Genomic DNA, 21,211 nt, shown 5'->3' on the forward strand with positions numbered 1-21,211 from the left:
GTACGTCTTCGATCGAAAAAGATACAAAATAGCATGTGGCGATCCTAATAACTTCCAGTTACGACAGAACCAGCCACATATTAAAATTCATTATTCAAACTATTATCAAAGAATACGAACATTTTTCTGTACACATATATCGTGGGAAGAAAATCCCAACATTATATGATAATCACCTTTATCTTTCAAAAAGCTCTTTGCAGCTATATTATAATAAGTAAACGCATCCTTAGACAACAACATTTTTATCGTTATCGATTCTCCCGCTTTCAAGAAGACCTTTTTGAATTGCTTTAATTCTTTTTCGGGACGCTCTACGATTCCCCCCGTTTTCCCAACATATAACTGCACAACCTGTGCACCATCACGTTTTCCTGTATTGGTGAGTTTGCACGTCACTTCTACAGAACCATCGACCATCGGATTGGAAACAGACAGATCGGAAAGGCGAAAATCCGTATAAGACAAACCATAACCAAAAGGATATTGTACCTCGCGTTGCAATTTATCATAACCACGATAACCAATAAATATTCCTTCTGTATAAGCAACATGTTTATCACCATCCGGATCATAATAACTATCATAAGCAGGATTATCCTCCCATCGCTTTTCAAAAGTCATCGGTAATTTACCTGAGGGATTCACATTACCAAAAAGTATATCAGCAACAGCCGTACCACTTTCCTGTCCCGCATACCATCCCCACAACAAACCTTTTAATCCGGGTTCCCATGCTTGCATCTCTACATTCCCTCCCGCATTAACAACACCGACTACCGGCCTTTTACATTTTAATGCTCGTGTAATCATCTTTGCATCAGCATCAGGTAATGCAAAAGTACGGTCAGCGCCTTCTCCTTCCGTATCCGAACTATGCCCAAAACAAGCTATTACCATATCCGCACGATCTAACCGTTCTACAAAAGGATCTCGCTTTTCACCTTTATACTCCCAAATCAAAGCAACAGCTGCCCCACCGCCTTCTTGAAAATATTCGAAACGTATATCATACTCCTTACCTGCTTCCAATCTCTTTTTCACAGAAGAATTACGAAAGCTACCTATTTCCCACTGATCGGCTACCAGTTCATTGTCAATAAACAGACGATAACCATCGTCACCACCTACAGAAAATTCATATTCTCCCGTGATATCAGGGCGTATCACACCTGTCCATCGCACCGAATAGTTTTCTTTACCAAGTCCTTTTATCCCTGTGCCCTTCGTCCAAGAATAGTTGATCTTATTCTCCGTACGTTCAAAAACCGGTTTTCCAGATAGATTTTTATTATTAAAATAAGCAGCATGTAAACCTCTCTCACCCATACTTTTTGTATATAAAATCTCGGGTAAGAAATCAAGTTCATCTACATAAGTCACATTTACATGATGTTTTGCAGCTTCTTTTTGAATGCCTTCGTACATACTTACATAATGGAAAGGATTTACAGAACCACTACCACCACCATGTACATACCCATGCGCGTTTTTACCAACCACCACAATGTCTCTCACTTTTTTCGTGTTAATAGGTAGGGTATTCTGTGTGTTTTTCAATAAAACAATACCCTCTCTTGCCACATCTAATGCCACTTCAGCTGCTTTCGGATCATCTAATGGAATATTTTTATCTGCTTTCATCCCATTCTGAAAATCAAACGCAACCATTGTGCGTAGAATATGACGCACCATCTCATCGATCATTTCTATAGTTATATCACCTGTCTTGAGGTAATAAGCAAGTTCTTCCGGTTTTCTCGTCCCTCCTGGCATCTCAAGATCAAGCCCAGCCTTTACAGCCGGAATGCAATGATGGGTAGACCCCCAATCAGACATAAGTACCCCATTGAACCCCCATTCATCTCTCAAAACACCTTTCAACAACCAAGGAGACTCTGTCGTATAAACACCATAGAGTAAGTTATAACTAGTCATGACAGCAGCTACTCCAGCCTCTTGAACAGCTGCCTTGAATGCCGGAAAATAAATTTCATGCAACGTTCTTTCATCAATATCATTGCTTATTTCATGCCTGTCATAGTCGGAATTATTAGCAGAAAAGTGTTTGATGACAGCCATAATTCCCTGGTCTTGTACCCCTTTTATATATCCCGTAGAGATACGTGCCGCCAAATAAGGGTCTTCTCCCATATATTCGAAATTACGGCCACACATAGGAGCGCGATATATGTTCACTGCAGGTCCCAATAATACATTAATCCCTCTGGCTCTACAATCACGTCCTAAGGACTTACCATATTCATAGGCAAGATCTTCATTCCAAGTAGCAGCCAACAATACCGTAGCCGGATAAGCAGTAGACTGTCCATGAGTACCGATCCCCTGCGGTCCATCAGACATTTTCATACGGGGTATTCCTAAACGATCAATGTTTCTCGTATACATCCAATCAATTCCACCGATATAAGATAACTTTTCTTTTACAGTCATCTTTCTCAAAATATTATCTACCTTCTCATCTACATCAGAAGTATACCACTTCTGTGCCATTACACAAAAAGGTGCCAAGATTAGTAAAAATGTAATAGTGATTCTTTGAAATTTCATGTTATTCGTGTTATTTTGCTTAAGACCTATTTATGTTTGCATAAAAAACAGCACACAACCGGGAGGTTAGACTCCCAGTTGCATACTATCACAAACTGCTTATTGTATGCTGTTCAGCAAATCAGTTTTCCCTTCATTCACCAGTTTCAAAATCAATTCACCGAACAAAGTGTTCTGCCAAGCAAACCATGCACGGGTAAAATTAGCAGGATCATCCTTATGGAAAGATTCGTGTATGAATCCGGTACCGGCATCTGTATCTATCAGCATTTTGACACAATCTTTTATTTCCTCATCATCTTGACTGGTAAATGCCTTCATCATGATACTCATCGGCCATATCATATCATAACCGATGTGTGGACCACCAATTCCCTCACCAGCTTTACCTTTAAAAAAATAAGGATTATCCTTACTCCATACAAAACGACGTGTATTCTGATAAATCGGATCGTTTATATCTACATCTCCCAAATAAGCCATTGCTAACAAACTGGGTACATTCGCGTCATCCATCAATAAATGATTACCGAAACCGTCTACTTCAAAAGCATAAATGGTGCCGTATTTAGGGTGGTTGTAAGTTGCATACTTCTGCAATGCCGTTTCGACTTCCTCTGCAAGATCGGTACATTGCTGTGCAAGATTTGTATTTTGATTCACAGTCGTTAGTATCTCAGCTGCTTTCCGCAATGAAGACACAGCAAAAAAATTAGAAGGAACCAGAAATTGCAAAGTAGTTGCATCGTCCGAAGGCCGGAAACAGGATACAATTAATCCCACCGGATTAACAGGAGCGCCCAAGCCATTGTTATTCAGTGTATCAAGAGCACGTTCCGTTTTACGTTGAAATTTATAATAGTCCACTCTTCCCTTACGCTGTTGTTCCTTGAATGTTTTCAATATATTGGTGATAGCTTGTATCCATTCGCTATCGAATACACTGGCATCACCGGTTTCTTTCCAATATTGATATGCTAAACGGAGAGGATAACAAAGAGAATCTATTTCCCATTTACGCTCATGAAGTTCCGGTTTCATATCTGTCAGATCGGACATCCAATCCCCTCCTTTTGCACCATCATTGAAAGCATTGGCATACGGATCTATATTAATACACTTAAACTGACGCCGGATTACACCTTCGAGCATTTTCTTCAATTCAGGGTCTTTATGAGCCAGCTGTATATAAGGCCATACCTGCGCACCGGAATCACGTAACCACATTGCGTGAATATCTCCTGTATATACAAAGGTATCCGGTTTACCGTCAGTTGTCCGATAATGTACGGTTGTTTCAAGTGTGTTCGGAAAACAATTTTCAAACATCCAAGCCAGTTTCTGGTTAGTCAACAGTTTCTTTACACGCAAAATCTCTGTTTCAACAGCCTTAGAAGTAAATAATCTCTTCTTTACAGGCGGACGGTTCGTTTTATATGCTGCTGCCAGACACGCCTGATTTACAATGACCGTATTATCTTTTACAATGACAAAATCGGTTGCTTTCACAGACTTCCCCATCAACAATGCAGTTGCAATTACACACAAACTAATGCTTTTGTTTTTCATATTTTCTTATCTTTAATTGTTTACAAATCTTTTATTTGAGCCAGACGTGCATACATTTCCACTATAGCAGCCTGTGTCAACAGCCACTTCTTTCCGTCTTTATCTACTCCGCTTAAATCAACATTGAACAGTCCATTATCATCACGAGCATTATCCCAAGCATACGTCAAACTCCGGTTGAAAGCATCCAGATACTTCTTATTATTATCCTGCTTGTAAAGTTCGATAAATCCACGGAGCATAACGGCCGTAAACCAGATATCTCCTCTCTTAATCAATTTAAAAGTATTACCATCTGCCGGAGTAAAATCAACAAAGAAATAATTATAACATTCCTTCGCTATATTTTGTGCATCTGTCAGATAAGCCGGAATGCCGGTCAATTGGTAAAGTAATGCTGCGGCCTGCATCATCTGTCCGCTATTATAAGCAAACTTAGCTCTCCCTATTTTACCATCCAATCGGATGTTATCAAAATAAAGATAGTCTGTAGAATCCTGCAAATGTGTCTTTGTCCATTCATACAGCACTCTGCCACGAGACAAGAAAAGAGTGTCTCCAGTCGCTTTGAATAATTTTAGCGCCAAAACAGCTCCGGGTGCATTAGAACAAGTATTCTTACTCTCTTTCTTCTGCTCACACCAATAAATACCACCACCGAGTTGATCATCCGTCCCGCTTTCAATAAAATTCCATATCAATCGGGCTTTCTCAAGATATCCGGCTCCTTTAGTCATCTGATAAAGATCGGTAAAGTCAATGCCAAGCCACACATTATCGTCATAAAAACGATCAGACAACGGCGCCGTCCGGATATATGATGAATAAGCCTGAGGTTCCCTACGGGTATCAAAGTACTCTTCCAGCCCCGGCAATACTTTTTTATCCAGCAACTCTTTATACTTTGATTGGCCGGTAGCCTCCAACAAAGCATTCACAGCTGAAAACGTTCCCGAATACGGCCAAAGGTACGAATATTGATTCGGCATATTTGCCTGCTCTTCAGAAGCAAGATAAGTAACAGTATTCTGTTGATCGAAAGGATAATTCTCCCGTAATAAATTTCCATCCGGTTGAGAGTAATTCTGATAAAGAGAATCCAATGTTTCCTGAGCTCTCAACAAGTTAGGATTCGTATTCGACTGTTCCTTCTGAGCACAACCGACCAAAGCAAGCGCACATAACGAGTGCAATAAAAAACGTTCTAAATTCATATCTCTACTAAATTATATATTATCAATTCTTTCGTGGAGAGTTATAATTCCTATTTCTTTTTATTATCTGTTATTTCAAACAAACTGATAGCAAAACCACTGCCGATGGATACTGATTGTTTAAACTTCGACTTATTAGTTACCACCATTTTGCGAATAGTGTATGCCTGCTGATTGTTCTCATAATCAGTATCTGCAGCATCTGCATAGACGGTAGCCATGTATTTCTTACCGGGATCCAAAAAATCAAACTGAAAAGCAGCTATATGCGGTTGTGCACCGGTCGTTCCTCCCACAAACCAATTACTCGAGCCTTTTTCCTTACGGGCAATCGTCAGATATTCATAAGGTTCCGCCTCCAAGTAAACTGATTTATCCCAATCTACAGCTACGTCTTTTATAAATTGAAATGCATCTGGGAAACGTTCATAATTCTCCGGATAATCGGCCACCATCTGTAACGGACTATACATCGTAACATATAGCGCCAATTGATTGGTTATCGTGGCTTTCATCTTCTCATGACGATTTGGATTAATTTTAGATAAATCCAACTCAAAAATTCCGGGAGTGAAATCCATCGGACCGCCAATAAGCCGTGTAAACGGAAGAATAGTCGTATGCCCCAATGGAACACGAGACATGAATTCATTTCCTCTTGCCGATTCATTTCCTATTAAATTCGGATATGTCCGGCAGATTCCTGTCGGACGAACTGCCTCATGTCCATCGACCATAATCCGATACTTAGCCGCTTTTTCCACCACATATTGAAAATGATTAACCATCGGTTGACTATAATGATATTCGCCGAGTGGTACTATCGGCCCCACATAGCCTGTTTTCACCGCATCATACCCATACTGTTTCATAAATTGAAAAGCTTCATCCATATGACGCTCATAATTTCTGTATGCCGAACCAGTTTCATGATGCATAATCAGTTTCACATTCTTGCTATGTGCATATTCATTCAGTTCTTTCACGTCAAAGTCAGGATAAGGAGTCACATAGTCAAAATTAAATTCTTTCCGATTACTCACCCAATCTTCCCATCCGATATTCCACCCTTCTACCAAAACTGCATCAAAACCATTTTTTGCGGCAAAGTCGATATATCTTTTCACATTCTGACTATTCGCCCTATGATTGCCGTGAGGTTTTGCTTTCGTATAATCAGTTTCGCCTATTTTTATAGTAGGATAGTCCGATGTGTAATCCCATGAACCCCCACCGGCTATCATTTCCCACCATACTCCGACAAATTTGGTAGGTCTGATCCATGAAGTATCTTGAATTTTACATGGTTCATTCAAATTTAATGTGATACGAGAAGCTAAAATATCTTTTGCTTCAGTACCTACGATAATAGTACGCCAAGGAGAGACTCCCGGTGCCTGCAATGTCCCTTTAAAACCAACTGCATCAGGAGTAAGATGTGACTGGAACGTTCTATTTTCACTATCCAGTTCAAGATGCATACACGGATAGTCGAGTAAAGCGGCTTCATGTAAATTTATATACAATCCGTCATCTGTTTTCAGCATCAAAGCTGTTTGTACGGCAGCTTCTCCGATTACCTTCGAAGCTATATTCTGGTGATCGACAGCCTTATTCATCAGCCCCCGGATCTCAGACATCTTAGATTTTGTATATCCATACTCCTGCGTACAATAATCTCCCGGAATCCAATAAGCTGTATGATCACCAGGCATCGCAAACTGAGTGCATTCTTCCTTCACTATAAAATGCCTCAAGTCTTTCTGCATCGGAAATTCATAACGAAATCCCAAACCATCATTAAAAAGACGAAAACGGATTAGCATTCTGCGGTTCTTTTCTTTCTGTACTAATGTTACCGCCATTTCATTATACTGATTACGGATATCTTTCTCTTCACCCCATACAGGCTGCCAAGTTACGTCAAAAGAAGAAGTCTGAATATCACCCACCTCAAAATCATCCAAAAACGACTTATCATCATTAACTAATTCAAAACCAAGTCTGCTGTTTTCTATTACTTGCTTGTCGCCCAACGATAGAGCATATGTAGGAATTCCATTGCCGGCAAGAGTAAATTTCAAAATCAGATTACCGTTGGGAGATTTCAAATTATATGCGAAAAGTTGTTGGAAAGCAACCAACACGAGAAAACTAAAAAAAACAATATTCTTCATATCATGACTATTATTCAAGTTAACAATTTTACAATGTACCATCAACTATACATTGCCATAAAAAATCCCATTAAAAGTCATCCTGTACAATCTTTACCTTAAAAAAACAAGTAGATAATACCCTATATCCTCCTTTTGTTTAGATGTTCCAAAGTTACGTGCCCGACCCGACAATTAATATATGATTTTATGACATTAGTGTATATTTAAAGCCTAAAGGCAACATTATAAACATATATGTCATGAAATCGTATACTTTTAAAGTTCTCTTTTTGGAACGGTTTTCTTTTTTATCTAACTTTGTACTCAACAATCACACCCCTTTTATTTATTGAAATTCACAGTTTCTATTATGAGAGTTCCCGGTCCATACTATCTTCTTTTATCCATCCTTTTCCTTCTCTGTTGTAGTATCGGAAAAGCAGACTCATACAACGTGAGACAGTTTTCCAGTCAGAACGGTTTATCCAACAGTGCCATTCTTTCTATTTGCCAAGATAACAACGGACTTTTATGGTTAGGTTCTTGTGACGGTCTTAATATATTCGACGGAACCACTCCCCGTTTGTATAAACCAACCGACACCCGGGTCAACTTCTCCGGAAATATCATAGGTAATATTATAGAGGCAGAAGAAAATGTACTATGGATACAGACCAACTACGGTCTCGACCGTTTCGACATCCGTCAACAAACCGTCCAAAGTTTCACAGAGTTTAAAGATATCAATAAAATGGCAAAAAGCCGGGATAATGACATCTATCTCATGAAAGATGACGGATATATCTACTGTTTCCGCCAAGGCAATAAACAATTTCATCGATTAGATACGGAGAAATTTATTTTCGATAATATTTTGCAGATAGTTGTGGACGAATCGGATGTTCTTTGGATATTTACTTCAGACGGCAATAATAAAAGTTATCAGTTGAAAAAAGAAGGTGAAAACGTCACACTTTCTATCAAAGATTATTTCCAGCATCCGGAAAAATTAATAGGAGTATCATTCGAAAGCAATCTGCTTTATTTCATTGACAGTTCGCATGCTTTCTATGAATACGATCTGAATAGCAAAAAGAAATATTACATAACGGACGTCGAAACAGAAATACAAAAACGAGGTGAAATTTCATCGGTCATCAAAAAGCAAAACGACTACTACATTGGTTTTAAGAGTAGCGGTCTTATCCGATTGAAATACCAACCCGACCAGAAAATAAAATATATCACACAATCTACCGATATCGCGTGTGGTATATTTTGCTTGGTAAAGGATAAATTTCAAGATATCATCTGGGTAGGGACAGACGGTCAAGGAGTGTATATGTATTTCACAGATGCATTCTCTATCCAAAACACCTTGCTAAATACTCCCGCTTACCAGATAAACAACCCGGTACGCGCACTCTTTCTGGATAACGAACAAACATTATGGATAGGAACTAAAGGAAACGGTATCCTTCGAATGCTTAAATATACTCCGGAAAAGGGAAAGCCAACGGCTACCGAGAGATTGCTCACAAACAACAGTGCACTGACCGACAACTCCGTCTACTGCTTTACACCCAGCCGTTGGAAAAGGCTTTGGATCGGGACTGAAAGCGGCATTAATTATTATTCCTATCAAGAAAGAAAACTAAAACAATTTCCTGTTACCGCCGGTGGGAAAGCGGTAAAATATGTCCATTCCATCTGCGAACAAAATGACAGTACCCTCTGGATTTCTACTGTTGGAGAAGGTATCGTAAAAGTCTCACTAAATACATCATCGGGTATACCTACAATAAAAGATGCAGAAAGAACCGTATTGGATGGGGGAAAACGTGCATCTAATTACTTTTTCATTTCTTTCCAGGAAAACGATTCTATTCTATGGTTTGGAAACCGGGGATACGGAGCCTATCGGATAAATACGGAAACCGGACGGATGAAACCTTATCTGTTTAATGAAGCAGTCAAGAGCCAGACTGTAAACGACATATTTGCCATTCTCAAGAATGAAACCGGTTACTGGTTCGGAACCAGCTTCGGATTGACACGAATGTATGACGGTAATTACCATATATATAATGAAACGGACGGCTTTCCCAACAATACGATTCACGGTATCCTTGAAGACAGACAACAATATCTATGGCTCAGTACCAATCAAGGGTTGGTAAGATTTAATACCCGGATGAATACGATACAAGCCTATCACCAGCAAAACGATTTGAGAGTAACGGAATTCAGTGACGGAGCCTATTTTAAGGATGAACGTAGCGGTACTCTTTTCTTTGGCGGTACCAACGGATTTATAAGTATCCATGAAAACGATTTCAAAGAGACAGAATATATGCCCGCTCTGCAATTCAACCGTCTATTCATCTTCGGCAAAGAGTATAATATCAATGAGTTTCTGCACGAAGACAAACAGAAGCACAAAGTTTTGGAACTGGATCACAGTCAGAATTTCTTCGGACTGTCTTTTATTGTCATCGACTATCTGAACGGAAGCAACTATACCTATTACTATACAATCGAAGGATTAAGTGACAATTGGATAGAGAACGGAACATCCACAACGACCATGTTTTCTAATCTTGCACCGGGACAATATACCCTGTGGGTGAAGTACCGGAGCAACATAACAGGTAAAGAAAGTGCCCCGCAACCTTTAACGATCCGCATTACCCCGCCCTGGTACATGACCTCTTTGGCCTATTGGTGCTACTCCATACTCTTTATAGGATTTATTGCATGGTGTATACACTTGTCCATAAAGCGGTATCGCCGAAAAAGAGACGCGATGATAGAGAGAATAAATCGCCGGCAACGGAACGAACTATATGAATCCAAACTTCGTTTTTTCACCAACGTGACTCACGAATTTTGTACGCCACTCACATTGATTTACGGACCTTGCCAAAGAATACTCACATATCCTTCCACCGACAATTATATCCGTAAATATGCCTCTATCATTCAACAAAATGCCCAAAAACTGAATGCCCTGATTCTGGAGCTCATCGAGTTCCGACGACTGGAGACCGGCAACAAAACCCTTGAAATCCAAAAGCTGCCTGTCTCCGCACAAACCCAAAACACGGCCGATTCTTTTAATGAATTAGCCGAAAGCAGGAAAATAAACTATCAGCTAAAAATAGAAAAAGAGGTCTACTGGAACTCGGATGCCGGTTGCTTCAGCAAGATTATCAACAATTTACTGTCCAATGCTTTTAAATACACGCCGGAGAACGGTATGATTAGCATAGAACAGTACGTAGAGAACGAGCAATTGCATATCCGCATATCAAATACGGGCAAAGGGATTGAAAAGGAAAATCTTACAAAAATATTCGACCGTTATAAGATACTGGACAATTTTGAGATACAGAATAAAAACGGAATATCGCCACGCAATGGCCTGGGACTGGCTATCTGCCATAGCATGGTAACTCTGCTGAACGGACAAATCCGGGTAACAAGCACCCCTAATCAGCTTACGACTTTTGAAGTAATCCTGCCCGCCCTCTCCATAATAGCCACCGATACAGAACGGCCCATGTCAATGGAAATGGAAACAGTGATACAAGAAGGCAACGAAACGATGGAATTAGAAAGTCCGACACCGGCGTACGACACTTCCCGGCAAACCATCATCGTCATTGACGACGATCCTTCTATGTTATGGTTCGTAAGTGACATTTTTGCGAACAAATACAACGTGTTCTCTTTTAACGATACAGAAAAAGCAATGGAACAATTAAAGCTGAGACCAGTCGATTTAATCATTTCGGATATTATGATGCCGGGTACGGATGGAATATCTTTTGCCAAACAAATAAAATCGGATAAGCTACTCACCCATACGCCCTTGATCCTCTTATCCGCCCTCAACAGCATTGATGACCAGATGAAAGGGATTGATTCCGGCGCTGAAGCATACGTCACCAAACCATTCAATACCGATTATCTGATAAAACTTGCAGAACGCCTTATCCAACGGGAAAAAGATTTAAAAGAATATTACAACTCTGTATTCTGCACATTCAAATTAGACGACGGACAGTTCCTGCATAAAGAAGATAAGGTATTCTTCGAGAAGATGATGAAAATTATCGATCAGAATATTACTAACCCGGAATTGTCTGTAGAGCTGCTGAGTAGTTCTTTAGGGTACAGCACACGCCATTTCTACCGGAAGCTCAAAGAAATAACAGAGCAAACTCCTGCTGATATCATCAAAGAATACCGGCTGGCAATAGCTGAACAGTTATTACTTTCTACCAACTTGACTGTCGAGGAGATCATGGACAAATCAGGATTTATGAACCGGGGAACTTTCTACAAGATATTCTCGCAAAAACATAACATGCCGCCACGGCAGTACAGGGAACGACAAAAAAAAGATTTTAAGAAAGCGTGTTCTCCACAATGTTCCTCTTCACATAGGGAAGGAGAAGCACCTCAAACTGTGAGTGAAGAAAATTGAGAAATAAAAAAGGGCGATAAAGCATGCTATGTACAGCTTTATCGCCCGGTTTTATTGGTTATAATCCACCTTATTTATACTCCTGCCAGCTCTTGATCTGGATATCTTCCAGTTTCAACTCACAGAACGCTTCGATGAACGCACCTGCCAGACGGGCATTGGTAATCAAAGGAATATTATGATCGATGGCTCCGCGGCGGATGCGATAACCGTTCGTCAGCTCACGCTTAGTATGATTCTTAGGTATGTTCACAATCAGATCGAACTTATGATCGGCAATCATCTTCATCACGTTGTTTTCTGCTCCCAGCTTTTCATCCGGCCAATATACCGGAGTCGTATCTACCCCGTGTGCATTAAGGAACGCAGCAGTACCGGCAGTAGCATAAATCTTATACCCTTGTGCAAACAAAGCACGGCTTGCATCCAGCAAATCTACCTTCGACTTCATAGCACCGGATGAGAACATCACTCCTTTATCTTTGGAAGGTATCTTGAAACCGGTAGCGATCATAGCGCTCATCAATGCTTCCGAAAAGTCATCACCGATACAACCTACCTCACCGGTAGAAGACATATCCACGCCCAAAACCGGGTCTGCCTTGTGCAAACGCGAGAATGAGAACTGAGAAGCTTTCACACCGATCCAGTCGATATCGAAAGCCGACTTATCCGGACGACTATAAGGAGCATCCAACATAATACGGGTAGCTGTTTCAATGAAATTACGTTTCAGTACTTTAGAAACAAACGGAAAACTACGCGAAGCACGCAAGTTACATTCAATTACCTTCACCTCGTTGTTGCGAGCCAGGAACTGGATATTGAACGGACCGGAAATATTAAGTTCTTTCGCAATCTGACGGCTGATCTTTTTGATGCGACGGGCCGTTGCAAAATAAATCTTCTGTGCCGGGAATACCAGTGTAGCGTCACCGGAATGAACGCCGGCAAATTCCACATGCTCGGAAATGGCATACTCTACCACTTCACCATTCTGGGCAACCGCATCAAATTCTATCTCTTTCGTATTTTCAAGGAACTGAGAAACAACCACCGGATACTCTTTAGATACTTCGGCAGCCATTTTCAGGAAGTTTTCCAATTCTTCATCATCATAACAAACGTTCATCGCTGCACCGGAAAGCACGTAAGAGGGACGAACCAAGACAGGATAACCCACCTTACCGACGAAACCTTTTACTTCTTCCAGACTGGTAAGCTCCATCCATGCCGGCTGGTCGATACCCAACTGATCGAGCATTGCAGAGAACTTGTTACGGTTTTCGGCCCGGTCGATAGAGATCGGAGAAGTACCTAAAACAGGCACTGACTGACGATAAAGCTTCATTGCTAAGTTGTTAGGAATCTGTCCGCCAACGGAAACAATCACACCGCGCGGTTGTTCCAGATCGATTACATCGAGCACGCGTTCGAAAGAAAGCTCGTCGAAGTACAGGCGGTCGCACATATCATAGTCGGTAGATACCGTTTCGGGGTTGTAGTTGATCATGATAGACTTATATCCTAACTTACGGGCAGTCTGTACAGCATTAACCGAACACCAGTCAAACTCTACCGAGCTACCGATACGGTATGCACCCGAGCCGAGAACAACTACCGATTTTTCATTCTTATAATAGTTAACGTCATATCCCTCTACGGCATAAGTCATGTAAAGATAGTTAGTCAGCTCCGGATGTTCGGAAGCAACCGTGTTGATACGCTTTACAGCGGGAAGAATACCCAACGCTTTACGGTGTGCACGAACCATCAGGTTTTCTTTTTCCATATTGCCGGTAGGATTCAGCACGAAACGCGCAATCTGGAAGTCAGAGAAACCGAGTATCTTCGCTTCACGCATCACGTCTGCCGGGATATCCTCTACCTTATCATAAGTAGAAAGTTTCGCCTTATAATCAACAATATTCTTCAGTTTGCCGAGGAACCACGGATCGATCTTTGTCAGTTCATAGATGCGGTCGATCGTATATCCTTCTTCCAAAGCCTGCGCAATGGCAAATACACGCAAATCGGTCGGGTTGGCCAGTTCTTTGTCAAGATCGTCAAAAGTAACATCATCATTCCCCACAAATCCATGCATTCCTTGACCGATCATACGGAGACCTTTTTGAATAATCTCTTCAAAAGAACGCCCGATAGACATGATTTCGCCTACGGACTTCATGCTCGAACCGATTTCGCGGGATACACCTGCAAACTTGGTAAGGTCCCAACGGGGTATCTTACAGATATAATAATCGAGTTGTGGCGCTACATAAGCAGAGTTCGGAGTACCCATCTCACCGATCTGGTCGAGTGTATATCCTAAAGCCACCTTAGCGGCAACAAACGCCAACGGATATCCGGTAGCCTTGGAAGCCAAAGCCGAAGAACGGCTCAGACGGGCATTTACTTCGATTACGCGATAATCATCCGTCACGGAATTAAACGCATATTGAATGTTACATTCACCTACAATACCGAGGTGACGGATACATTTCGTAGAAAGTTCCTGCAGCATTTTCAGCTCTTCGGCATCCAACGAACAAGTAGGAGCTACTACGATCGATTCGCCTGTATGGATACCCAACGGGTCGAAATTCTCCATACTCGCCACAGTAAAACAGTGGTCATTTGCATCGCGGATCACCTCGAACTCAATCTCTTTCCAGCCTTTCAAAGACTCTTCAACCAGAATTTGCTTAGAAAAAGCGAACGAGCTTTCGGCCAGTTTCAGGAATTCTTCTTCATTGGCACAAATACCGCTTCCCAAACCTCCTAAAGCATAGGCCGAGCGCACCATCACCGGATAACCGATACGACGTGCAGCAGCAATGGCGTCTTCCATGTTCTCCACTGCCTGGCTGACGGGAGTTTTCATCTCGATCTCATCCAGCTTTTTCACAAACAGGTCACGGTCTTCGGTATACATGATAGCCTCAACGGAAGTACCCAATACTTTTACTCCGTACTTGTCGAGGATGCCTTGCGTATAAAGTTCCGCACCGCAATTCAATGCCGTCTGACCGCCAAATGCCAACAAAATACCATCAGGACGTTCTTTCTTTATAATCTCCTCTACAAAGTAGGTAGTCACGGGAAGGAAATACACCTTATCAGCAATTCCTTCAGAAGTCTGAATGGTTGCAATATTCGGATTTACCAATACGGAGCTGATACCTTCTTCTTTCAAAGCTTTCAGTGCCTGCGAACCGGAGTAGTCAAACTCTCCGGCCTGTCCGATTTTGAGTGCTCCCGAACCCAGAACCAAGACCTTTTTCATTTCCTTTTCCATTTCTCTTGTTGTTATTATGTTGTTTTCTTATAATTACCGCACAAAAAAAATGCGTTACCCTGATGAAAGGATTAACGCATTACCAAAGAACTAAATATCGTTTTTGGAGAAAAGAGAAGAAGTATACAGATTCCGGATGGAAGACATCCGAACGGAGATGATACTTGCTTCTGATTTCCTGCTGACTCATTGCTATTTTTAAAATTTGTGCAAAGTAACGACTTATTTCGATAAATACAAAAGATTCGGGAAAGAATATTTTAAGTAAAAACATATGATCGGGCAGAAAAGATTGAAAACTCCATCCGGCAGAGATGTGGTGCGGGCAGAGAACAAAAGCACGCAGAATACTTTGCACGCTACGCTTTTCTTTGTAGCGTCTCACAGTCATGAGACGGTCATCTCTCAATTGTGTAACGATCGTCTCTCAATCATGAAATGCACGTCTCACAACCGTGAAACGCTTATCATACTTAGACGTCTTCAACATAATAAGCTCAGAACACGAATATAATAAGATCAGAGCGCGCTTTCCGGTCTATACACATTTCGGACATTCGTTTTTTATTCGTACCTTTGCAGTTAATATATTAAATGATAAAGAAATGGGAAAGATTATATTAACAGGGGATCGCCCGACAGGCAGACTCCACATCGGCCACTACGTAGGTTCTCTTAAAAGAAGAGTAGACTTGCAAAATGCCGGACAATATGAAAAAATGTTTGTATTCATTGCCGATGCACAGGCTCTGACCGACAATATCGACAATCCGGAAAAGGTACGCCAAAACGTAATCGAGGTAGCCCTCGATTATCTGGCCTGCGGTCTCGACCCGACGAAAGCAACCATTTTCATTCAATCACAAATCCCCGAATTATGTGAACTGAGTTTTTACTTCATGGATCTGGTTACCGTGTCACGTTTGCAACGCAACCCGACCGTAAAGACAGAAATTCAGATGCGTAATTTCGAAACAAGCATTCCGGTCGGTTTCTTTACCTATCCCATCAGTCAAGCCGCCGATATCACCGCATTCCGTGCAACAACCGTTCCGGTAGGCGAAGATCAGGAACCGATGATCGAACAGGCGCGGGAAATTGTACGCCGTTTCAATCACATTTACGGTGACACACTGGTAGAACCGGAAATTTTATTGCCGGACAATGCGGCTTGCCTTCGCCTTCCGGGTACCGACGGCAAGGCCAAAATGAGTAAATCATTAGGCAACTGCATCTATCTTTCGGAAGAAGCAGACGAAATACAGAAAAAAGTGATGAGCATGTTTACCGATCCCGACCACTTGCGTGTACAAGATCCGGGCAAGATCGAAGGTAATACCGTGTTTACTTATCTGGATGCATTCTGCCGCCCGGAACACTTTGAACGCTATCTGCCGGATTATCCGGATTTGAACGAACTGAAAGCGCACTATCAGCGCGGGGGATTGGGAGATGTGAAAGTGAAACGCTTCCTGAATGCCATCATGCAAGAAACACTGGAACCGATCCGCAATCGGCGAAAAGAGTTCGAAAAAGACATCCCGGCCATCTACGATATGCTGAAACAAGGATGTGATGTGGCAAGAGCCGCCGCCGCCGATACATTATCGGATGTTCGCAAAGCGATGAAGATTAACTATTTCGATGATGCAGACCTGATAGCCGAACAGGTAAAGAAATTTGCAGCAGAGAAATAAACAGAATAAACGGAGACGCAAACAAAAAAGGAGAATGAGTTCAAAAAACGAACACATTCTCCTTTTTCTGTTACTGCAAGGTTCTTTCAGAACCCCATTAATTGTTGGACTTCACCAATACGACACGGTTCAAGATCGGCTGGCCGAATTTATCAACACCGCCATTGCCATCTACACTTAAACGGTCTGCTGCAATTCCGTACTGTTTGATCAGTACATTTACCACTGCCTGCGCACGTTTCATACTCAACTCTTTGTTAAAGTCAGGAGTACCTGTTGCAGAATCGGCATATCCGTTCACGACATACTTCGTATCCGGGAATTTCTTCATCTGTTCAGCCAGATAAGACAGGTTCATTGCCTCACGTGGAGAAATCTCAGCAGAACCGATCTGGAAGAATACGGTACGGGGAGCGATGTTGGCATCTACAACGACCTGTTGCTCAATCACCTCAGTAGTGGGCTGGCTTTCTGCTTCCTGTAACTGTTGCTGCAAATCAAGATTAGCAGCAGCCATTGCATTCATCTGCTCGCGCATATTTCTCAATTCCATTTCAGAGATAATCTGCGGGAACGGACGTTGGAATCCACGGTTCGGAAAGTGGTAAGTCAAGCCGACAGAAGCACCGAGAATGCCATCATAATCATGCTTGCCTCCATGTTGGCCGTCAAACTTTCCTTCCAATCCGGTAGCACTCAACTCCAGATTGATATCGACAGCATTGGAAATACGGAAACGGTTAATTAAACCGGCATTCATTGTAAATGCATGTATGCGAGGTTTGGTGTAAGAATGAGTAAAACCGGCTCCCAAATAAGGAATAATTTCGTAAACGCGATGCGAATTGTAACCGCCAAAAAGAGCGTTCAAATTAAACATGATATCACCATGCAGATTCATATAGTCAAATTTCTGCTTGTAATATCCGTCGCCCATTTCATTCCCGGTTACATACGGAGCTGTTTTGTCATATGAGAACCCTTTGGCTTGCAGACCGCTATACTGTAAACGCAATCCCAATCCGGGAGTAAACCATTTACCTACAGCGACATTCAAGACAGGACTGATACGATCTTTAAATTCTCCTGCATTATCGCCATTTCCGTAAAGCACCTGCGCACCCCCACCGATTGAGAAGAACCAGTTGCTCCAGAACGGATTAGTCAATACTTGATATTTATCCTGCACCTCTATTACTTCTGTTTCGGTAACAGTAACTTGTTGAGCCGAAGATGCGGCTGCTACGCCGGCAAAAGCCAGCAACATTAGAATCTTTTTCATATACCTAAATAGTTAAAGTGGTTATTGTTTTTTCCTATTGAACTGTTTAAATAACACCAATGGAACTAAAAGGTTTTGAAAAAATGAGTTTTTATGTTTCGTCTTCAATAAATACTCATGCAAACCACCATCAGTCGGAAGGTGAAGCCCATGATCCAAGATAGTAGCCAAATTGACAAGTACAGACAAAATATCTTTAGAAGACCGGCAGCACAGAATAATTTTACAGGAAACACTACAGACGATATAAACAGATATATATCAAATAGATAAGATAAAGAAAACAGAAAAACAGGAATGTGTATTCTCCGACAAAAGATATTAATATTAATGCCATGTTAAAATGCATTCTTTGCACACAAGAATACGTATTCTTACACTTAGGAAATTAATTCTTTGCAAAGCAGAAAGTAATACTTGGAAAAGAAGATTAACAATGTTAAAGGAAAATGCCTGATAGATCAGAATCACTCATGCAACAACTTTGAACTGCACCCCTAAAGTTTTACGTTCAACTTTTGGCATACGGTTTAAGTTCCTGTTTAAATTTTGCTCATATTATTTTGAGAGGAAAATTCAAACCGGCTAAGTTGTTACATGAGGATTTCATGGCTATTTAAAAAGTTTCTCTATCTCTTCTTCCCTGATAGTGGCGAGTACCACCTTACCATCCGGAGTATAATTGGGAGCTGCACAGGCAAAAAGACTATCAACAAGACTTATCATTTCTTCATTTGTCAGTACTTGCCCATAAACAATGGCAGCCGCACGGGCCAATGTCAATGCTAAGATATTCTGAATTTCTTCTTTCACATCACTTCCCTTTTCCATGGCAGTATGCAACATATTACGCACCAATTCCAACGGATCGAGCCCCTCAATGCCGGAAGGGATACCATTGATCGCGTAGCTTCCTCCTCCTAAATCGCTAAGATCAAAGCCCACTGCCGAAAGCTCATCCATAATACCTTGCAGCACAGCAGCTTCAGAAGCCGGAAGTTGCAATATCTCCGGAAAAAGAACTCCTTGTGACATTCCTTGTTTCTGTTTAATCTGAAGCATATACCGGTCGAACAATACCCGCACATGGGCACGATGCTGATCGATCAGCATCAACCCGGACTTTACGGAAGTAAGAATAAAACGCCCTTTAAACTGTAAATGGAGGTTTCCTTTTTCTACAATAGGTTCATTAGCATACAAAGTAGCCGAAGCAGCCGGCTGTATATCCTCTTCGACCGGAAAGAAATCATCCGGCCCGGTTTCCGTTTCCACTGTCGTACGATTCATCTTGCTGGCCTTTTCCAATCCGCCATAAAGATCTTCCCAATCTACTTTCTGACGGGAATAGCTCATACTTCCGCCACCGGAGGAAGAGGTTTTAAAAGGATTGAAATCCGAATTATATTGTACCCTCGGTGGCGCCGGGGGAAGATTTTGTTCAAAAGCCGGAATATCAGGCATGTCTTCCGTATCAAAATCAATGGAAGGAACTGCATTGAATTTCCCCAACGATTCTTTGACAGCCGCAGAAACAATCTGCCAGATAGCCTGCTCATTCTCAAATTTAATTTCCGTTTTAGTCGGATGAATATTCACATCGATATTGGCAGGATCCACTTCAAAATAAAGAAAATAAGAAACCTGCTCACCTACCGGGATCAATTGTTCATAAGCCTCCATCACCGCCTTATGGAAATAGGGATGCCGCATATAACGGCCATTCACAAAGAAATACTGATGTGCCCCTTTCTTGCGCGCCGTTTCCGGCTTAGCAACATAACCGGAAAGTTTGATCATCGTTGTATTCACATCCACACTCAATAGCTGCTGGTTAAGTTTCTTGCCGAAAACAGCAAGGATACGCTGCCGCAACGGGGCTACCGGAAGATTGAACAATTCGGAGTCATTGCTATAAAGGGAGAAAGCAACATCCGGATGCACAAGAGCAATACGCTCAAACTCCGTGAGTATATTGCTCAATTCCGTAGAATTGGCTTTCAGGAATTTACGGCGTGCCGGAATATTGAAAAACAGATTCTTAATGGAAAAGTTACTGCCTTTGGGGCAAGAAACCGCCTCTTGACTTTCTACCTTAGAACCGGCGATAACCAGCTTTGTACCCAGTTCTTCATTCTCAAGACGGGTTTTAAGCTCCACCTGCGCAACGGCCGCAATAGAAGCAAGCGCCTCACCACGGAACCCCATTGTACGTAAAGCAAACAAATCGGAAGCTTCACGTATCTTCGAAGTGGCATGGCGTTCAAAAGACAAGCGGGCATCCGTTTCAGACATCCCCTTTCCATCGTCAATAACCTGAATGCAAGTTTTACCGGCATCCGTTACCAATACATGTATATTGCCGGCCTCAGCATCGATCGCATTTTCCACTAACTCCTTAATGACAGATGCCGGACGTTGTATTACCTCACCGGCCGCTATCTGATTGGCAACCGAATCGGGCAATAAATGGATGATATCACTCATAATGTTTAGTAGTTAGAATTTAGTAGTCAGTAGCTGGTAGTTGGAATTTGGCAGTCAGTAGCCCCGACAAGAACAAGCAACTGGTATAAAATGCTTCAACCTGCCCCTTCCATAAATCATAATTCAGAAATCACAACTCTCCCCAGCTCCAGCTACCCGTTTGCAAATAATGCCACAGGAAAATCAGTAAAGCAATAATTACGAGAATTACCCCTAAGTGCACCGGTTTGCGTCCACTCTCTTTACGACGTTTCAGGTGCGTAGTCCCTTCCACAAATTTCCCCCGAATGTCTTCCGGAGAAAATTCCTTCTCAGGCAACATGCCTAAATCACGTTTGGCCTGTTCTTCCATCTTATCGAGCTTTTCTTTCCGCTCGTTCACATAGATGTATTGATGATTGAAGCGACGCGGTTTTCTCATACCGCTATTAAACATTCCCAT

11 protein-coding genes are annotated in these 21,211 nt (G+C 41.7%); 2 read left to right on the forward strand and 9 right to left on the reverse strand.

Annotation, left to right across the window (positions count from 1 at the left end; translation table 11 throughout):
- Nucleotides 1–105: 105 nt before the first annotated feature.
- The 4 genes from RB604_RS01360 to RB604_RS01375 form a co-directional block, all read right to left on the reverse strand.
- Nucleotides 106–2,571, reverse strand: coding sequence for a glycoside hydrolase family 3 C-terminal domain-containing protein (locus RB604_RS01360; RefSeq protein ID WP_055295361.1), 2,466 nt, complete (start codon nt 2,569–2,571; stop codon nt 106–108).
- A 99-nt stretch (nt 2,572–2,670) separates the two neighbouring features.
- Nucleotides 2,671–4,140, reverse strand: a complete 1,470-nt coding sequence (locus RB604_RS01365) for a glycoside hydrolase family 125 protein (protein WP_055295363.1) — start codon at nt 4,138–4,140, stop codon at nt 2,671–2,673.
- A 20-nt stretch (nt 4,141–4,160) separates the two neighbouring features.
- Nucleotides 4,161–5,354: a glycoside hydrolase family 76 protein gene (locus RB604_RS01370; protein WP_021935512.1), complete on the reverse strand. Its 1,194-nt coding sequence runs from the start codon at nt 5,352–5,354 to the stop codon at nt 4,161–4,163.
- 50 nt (nt 5,355–5,404) lie between these two features.
- Nucleotides 5,405–7,531, reverse strand: a complete 2,127-nt coding sequence (locus tag RB604_RS01375) for a glycoside hydrolase family 97 protein (RefSeq protein ID WP_055295365.1) — start codon at nt 7,529–7,531, stop codon at nt 5,405–5,407.
- Nucleotides 7,532–7,883: 352 nt separating this feature from the next.
- Here RB604_RS01375 and RB604_RS01380 point away from each other — a divergent pair, with 352 nt between their 5' ends.
- Entirely contained in the window at nt 7,884–12,005 is a 4,122-nt protein-coding gene (locus RB604_RS01380; protein WP_055295398.1) for a hybrid sensor histidine kinase/response regulator transcription factor, read from the forward strand.
- Nucleotides 12,006–12,075: 70 nt separating this feature from the next.
- On the opposite strand, the gene carB is transcribed toward RB604_RS01380, so the two are convergent.
- Both carB and RB604_RS01390 read right to left on the reverse strand, forming a co-directional pair.
- Nucleotides 12,076–15,303 (reverse strand): carbamoyl-phosphate synthase (glutamine-hydrolyzing) large subunit, encoded by a 3,228-nt coding sequence (gene carB / locus RB604_RS01385; RefSeq protein WP_055295368.1) that lies wholly within the window; start codon nt 15,301–15,303, stop codon nt 12,076–12,078.
- Between the two features lie 79 nt (nt 15,304–15,382).
- A complete protein-coding gene (locus tag RB604_RS01390; protein ID WP_224206467.1) occupies nt 15,383–15,712 on the reverse strand; it encodes a hypothetical protein in 330 nt (109 codons plus the stop codon).
- Nucleotides 15,713–15,908: 196 nt separating this feature from the next.
- Between RB604_RS01390 and trpS the strand changes: the two genes are divergently transcribed.
- On the forward strand, nt 15,909–17,000 hold the full coding sequence (gene trpS / locus RB604_RS01395; protein WP_005934241.1) for a tryptophan--tRNA ligase: 1,092 nt from the start codon (nt 15,909–15,911) through the stop codon (nt 16,998–17,000).
- Nucleotides 17,001–17,097: 97 nt separating this feature from the next.
- Here the strand turns inward: trpS and RB604_RS01400 are convergent, their stop codons facing one another.
- The 3 genes from RB604_RS01400 to RB604_RS01410 form a co-directional block, all read right to left on the reverse strand.
- Nucleotides 17,098–18,282: an OmpA family protein gene (locus RB604_RS01400; RefSeq protein WP_005934244.1), complete on the reverse strand. Its 1,185-nt coding sequence runs from the start codon at nt 18,280–18,282 to the stop codon at nt 17,098–17,100.
- Between the two features lie 612 nt (nt 18,283–18,894).
- Nucleotides 18,895–20,769, reverse strand: coding sequence for a DNA mismatch repair endonuclease MutL (gene mutL / locus RB604_RS01405; RefSeq protein WP_005934250.1), 1,875 nt, complete (start codon nt 20,767–20,769; stop codon nt 18,895–18,897).
- 130 nt (nt 20,770–20,899) lie between these two features.
- Complete coding sequence (locus tag RB604_RS01410) at nt 20,900–21,211, reverse strand: hypothetical protein (RefSeq protein ID WP_005934252.1); 312 nt, start codon at nt 21,209–21,211, stop codon at nt 20,900–20,902.

It is taken from the genome of Bacteroides salyersiae (assembly GCF_031172035.1).
GTDB lineage: Bacteria > Bacteroidota > Bacteroidia > Bacteroidales > Bacteroidaceae > Bacteroides > Bacteroides salyersiae.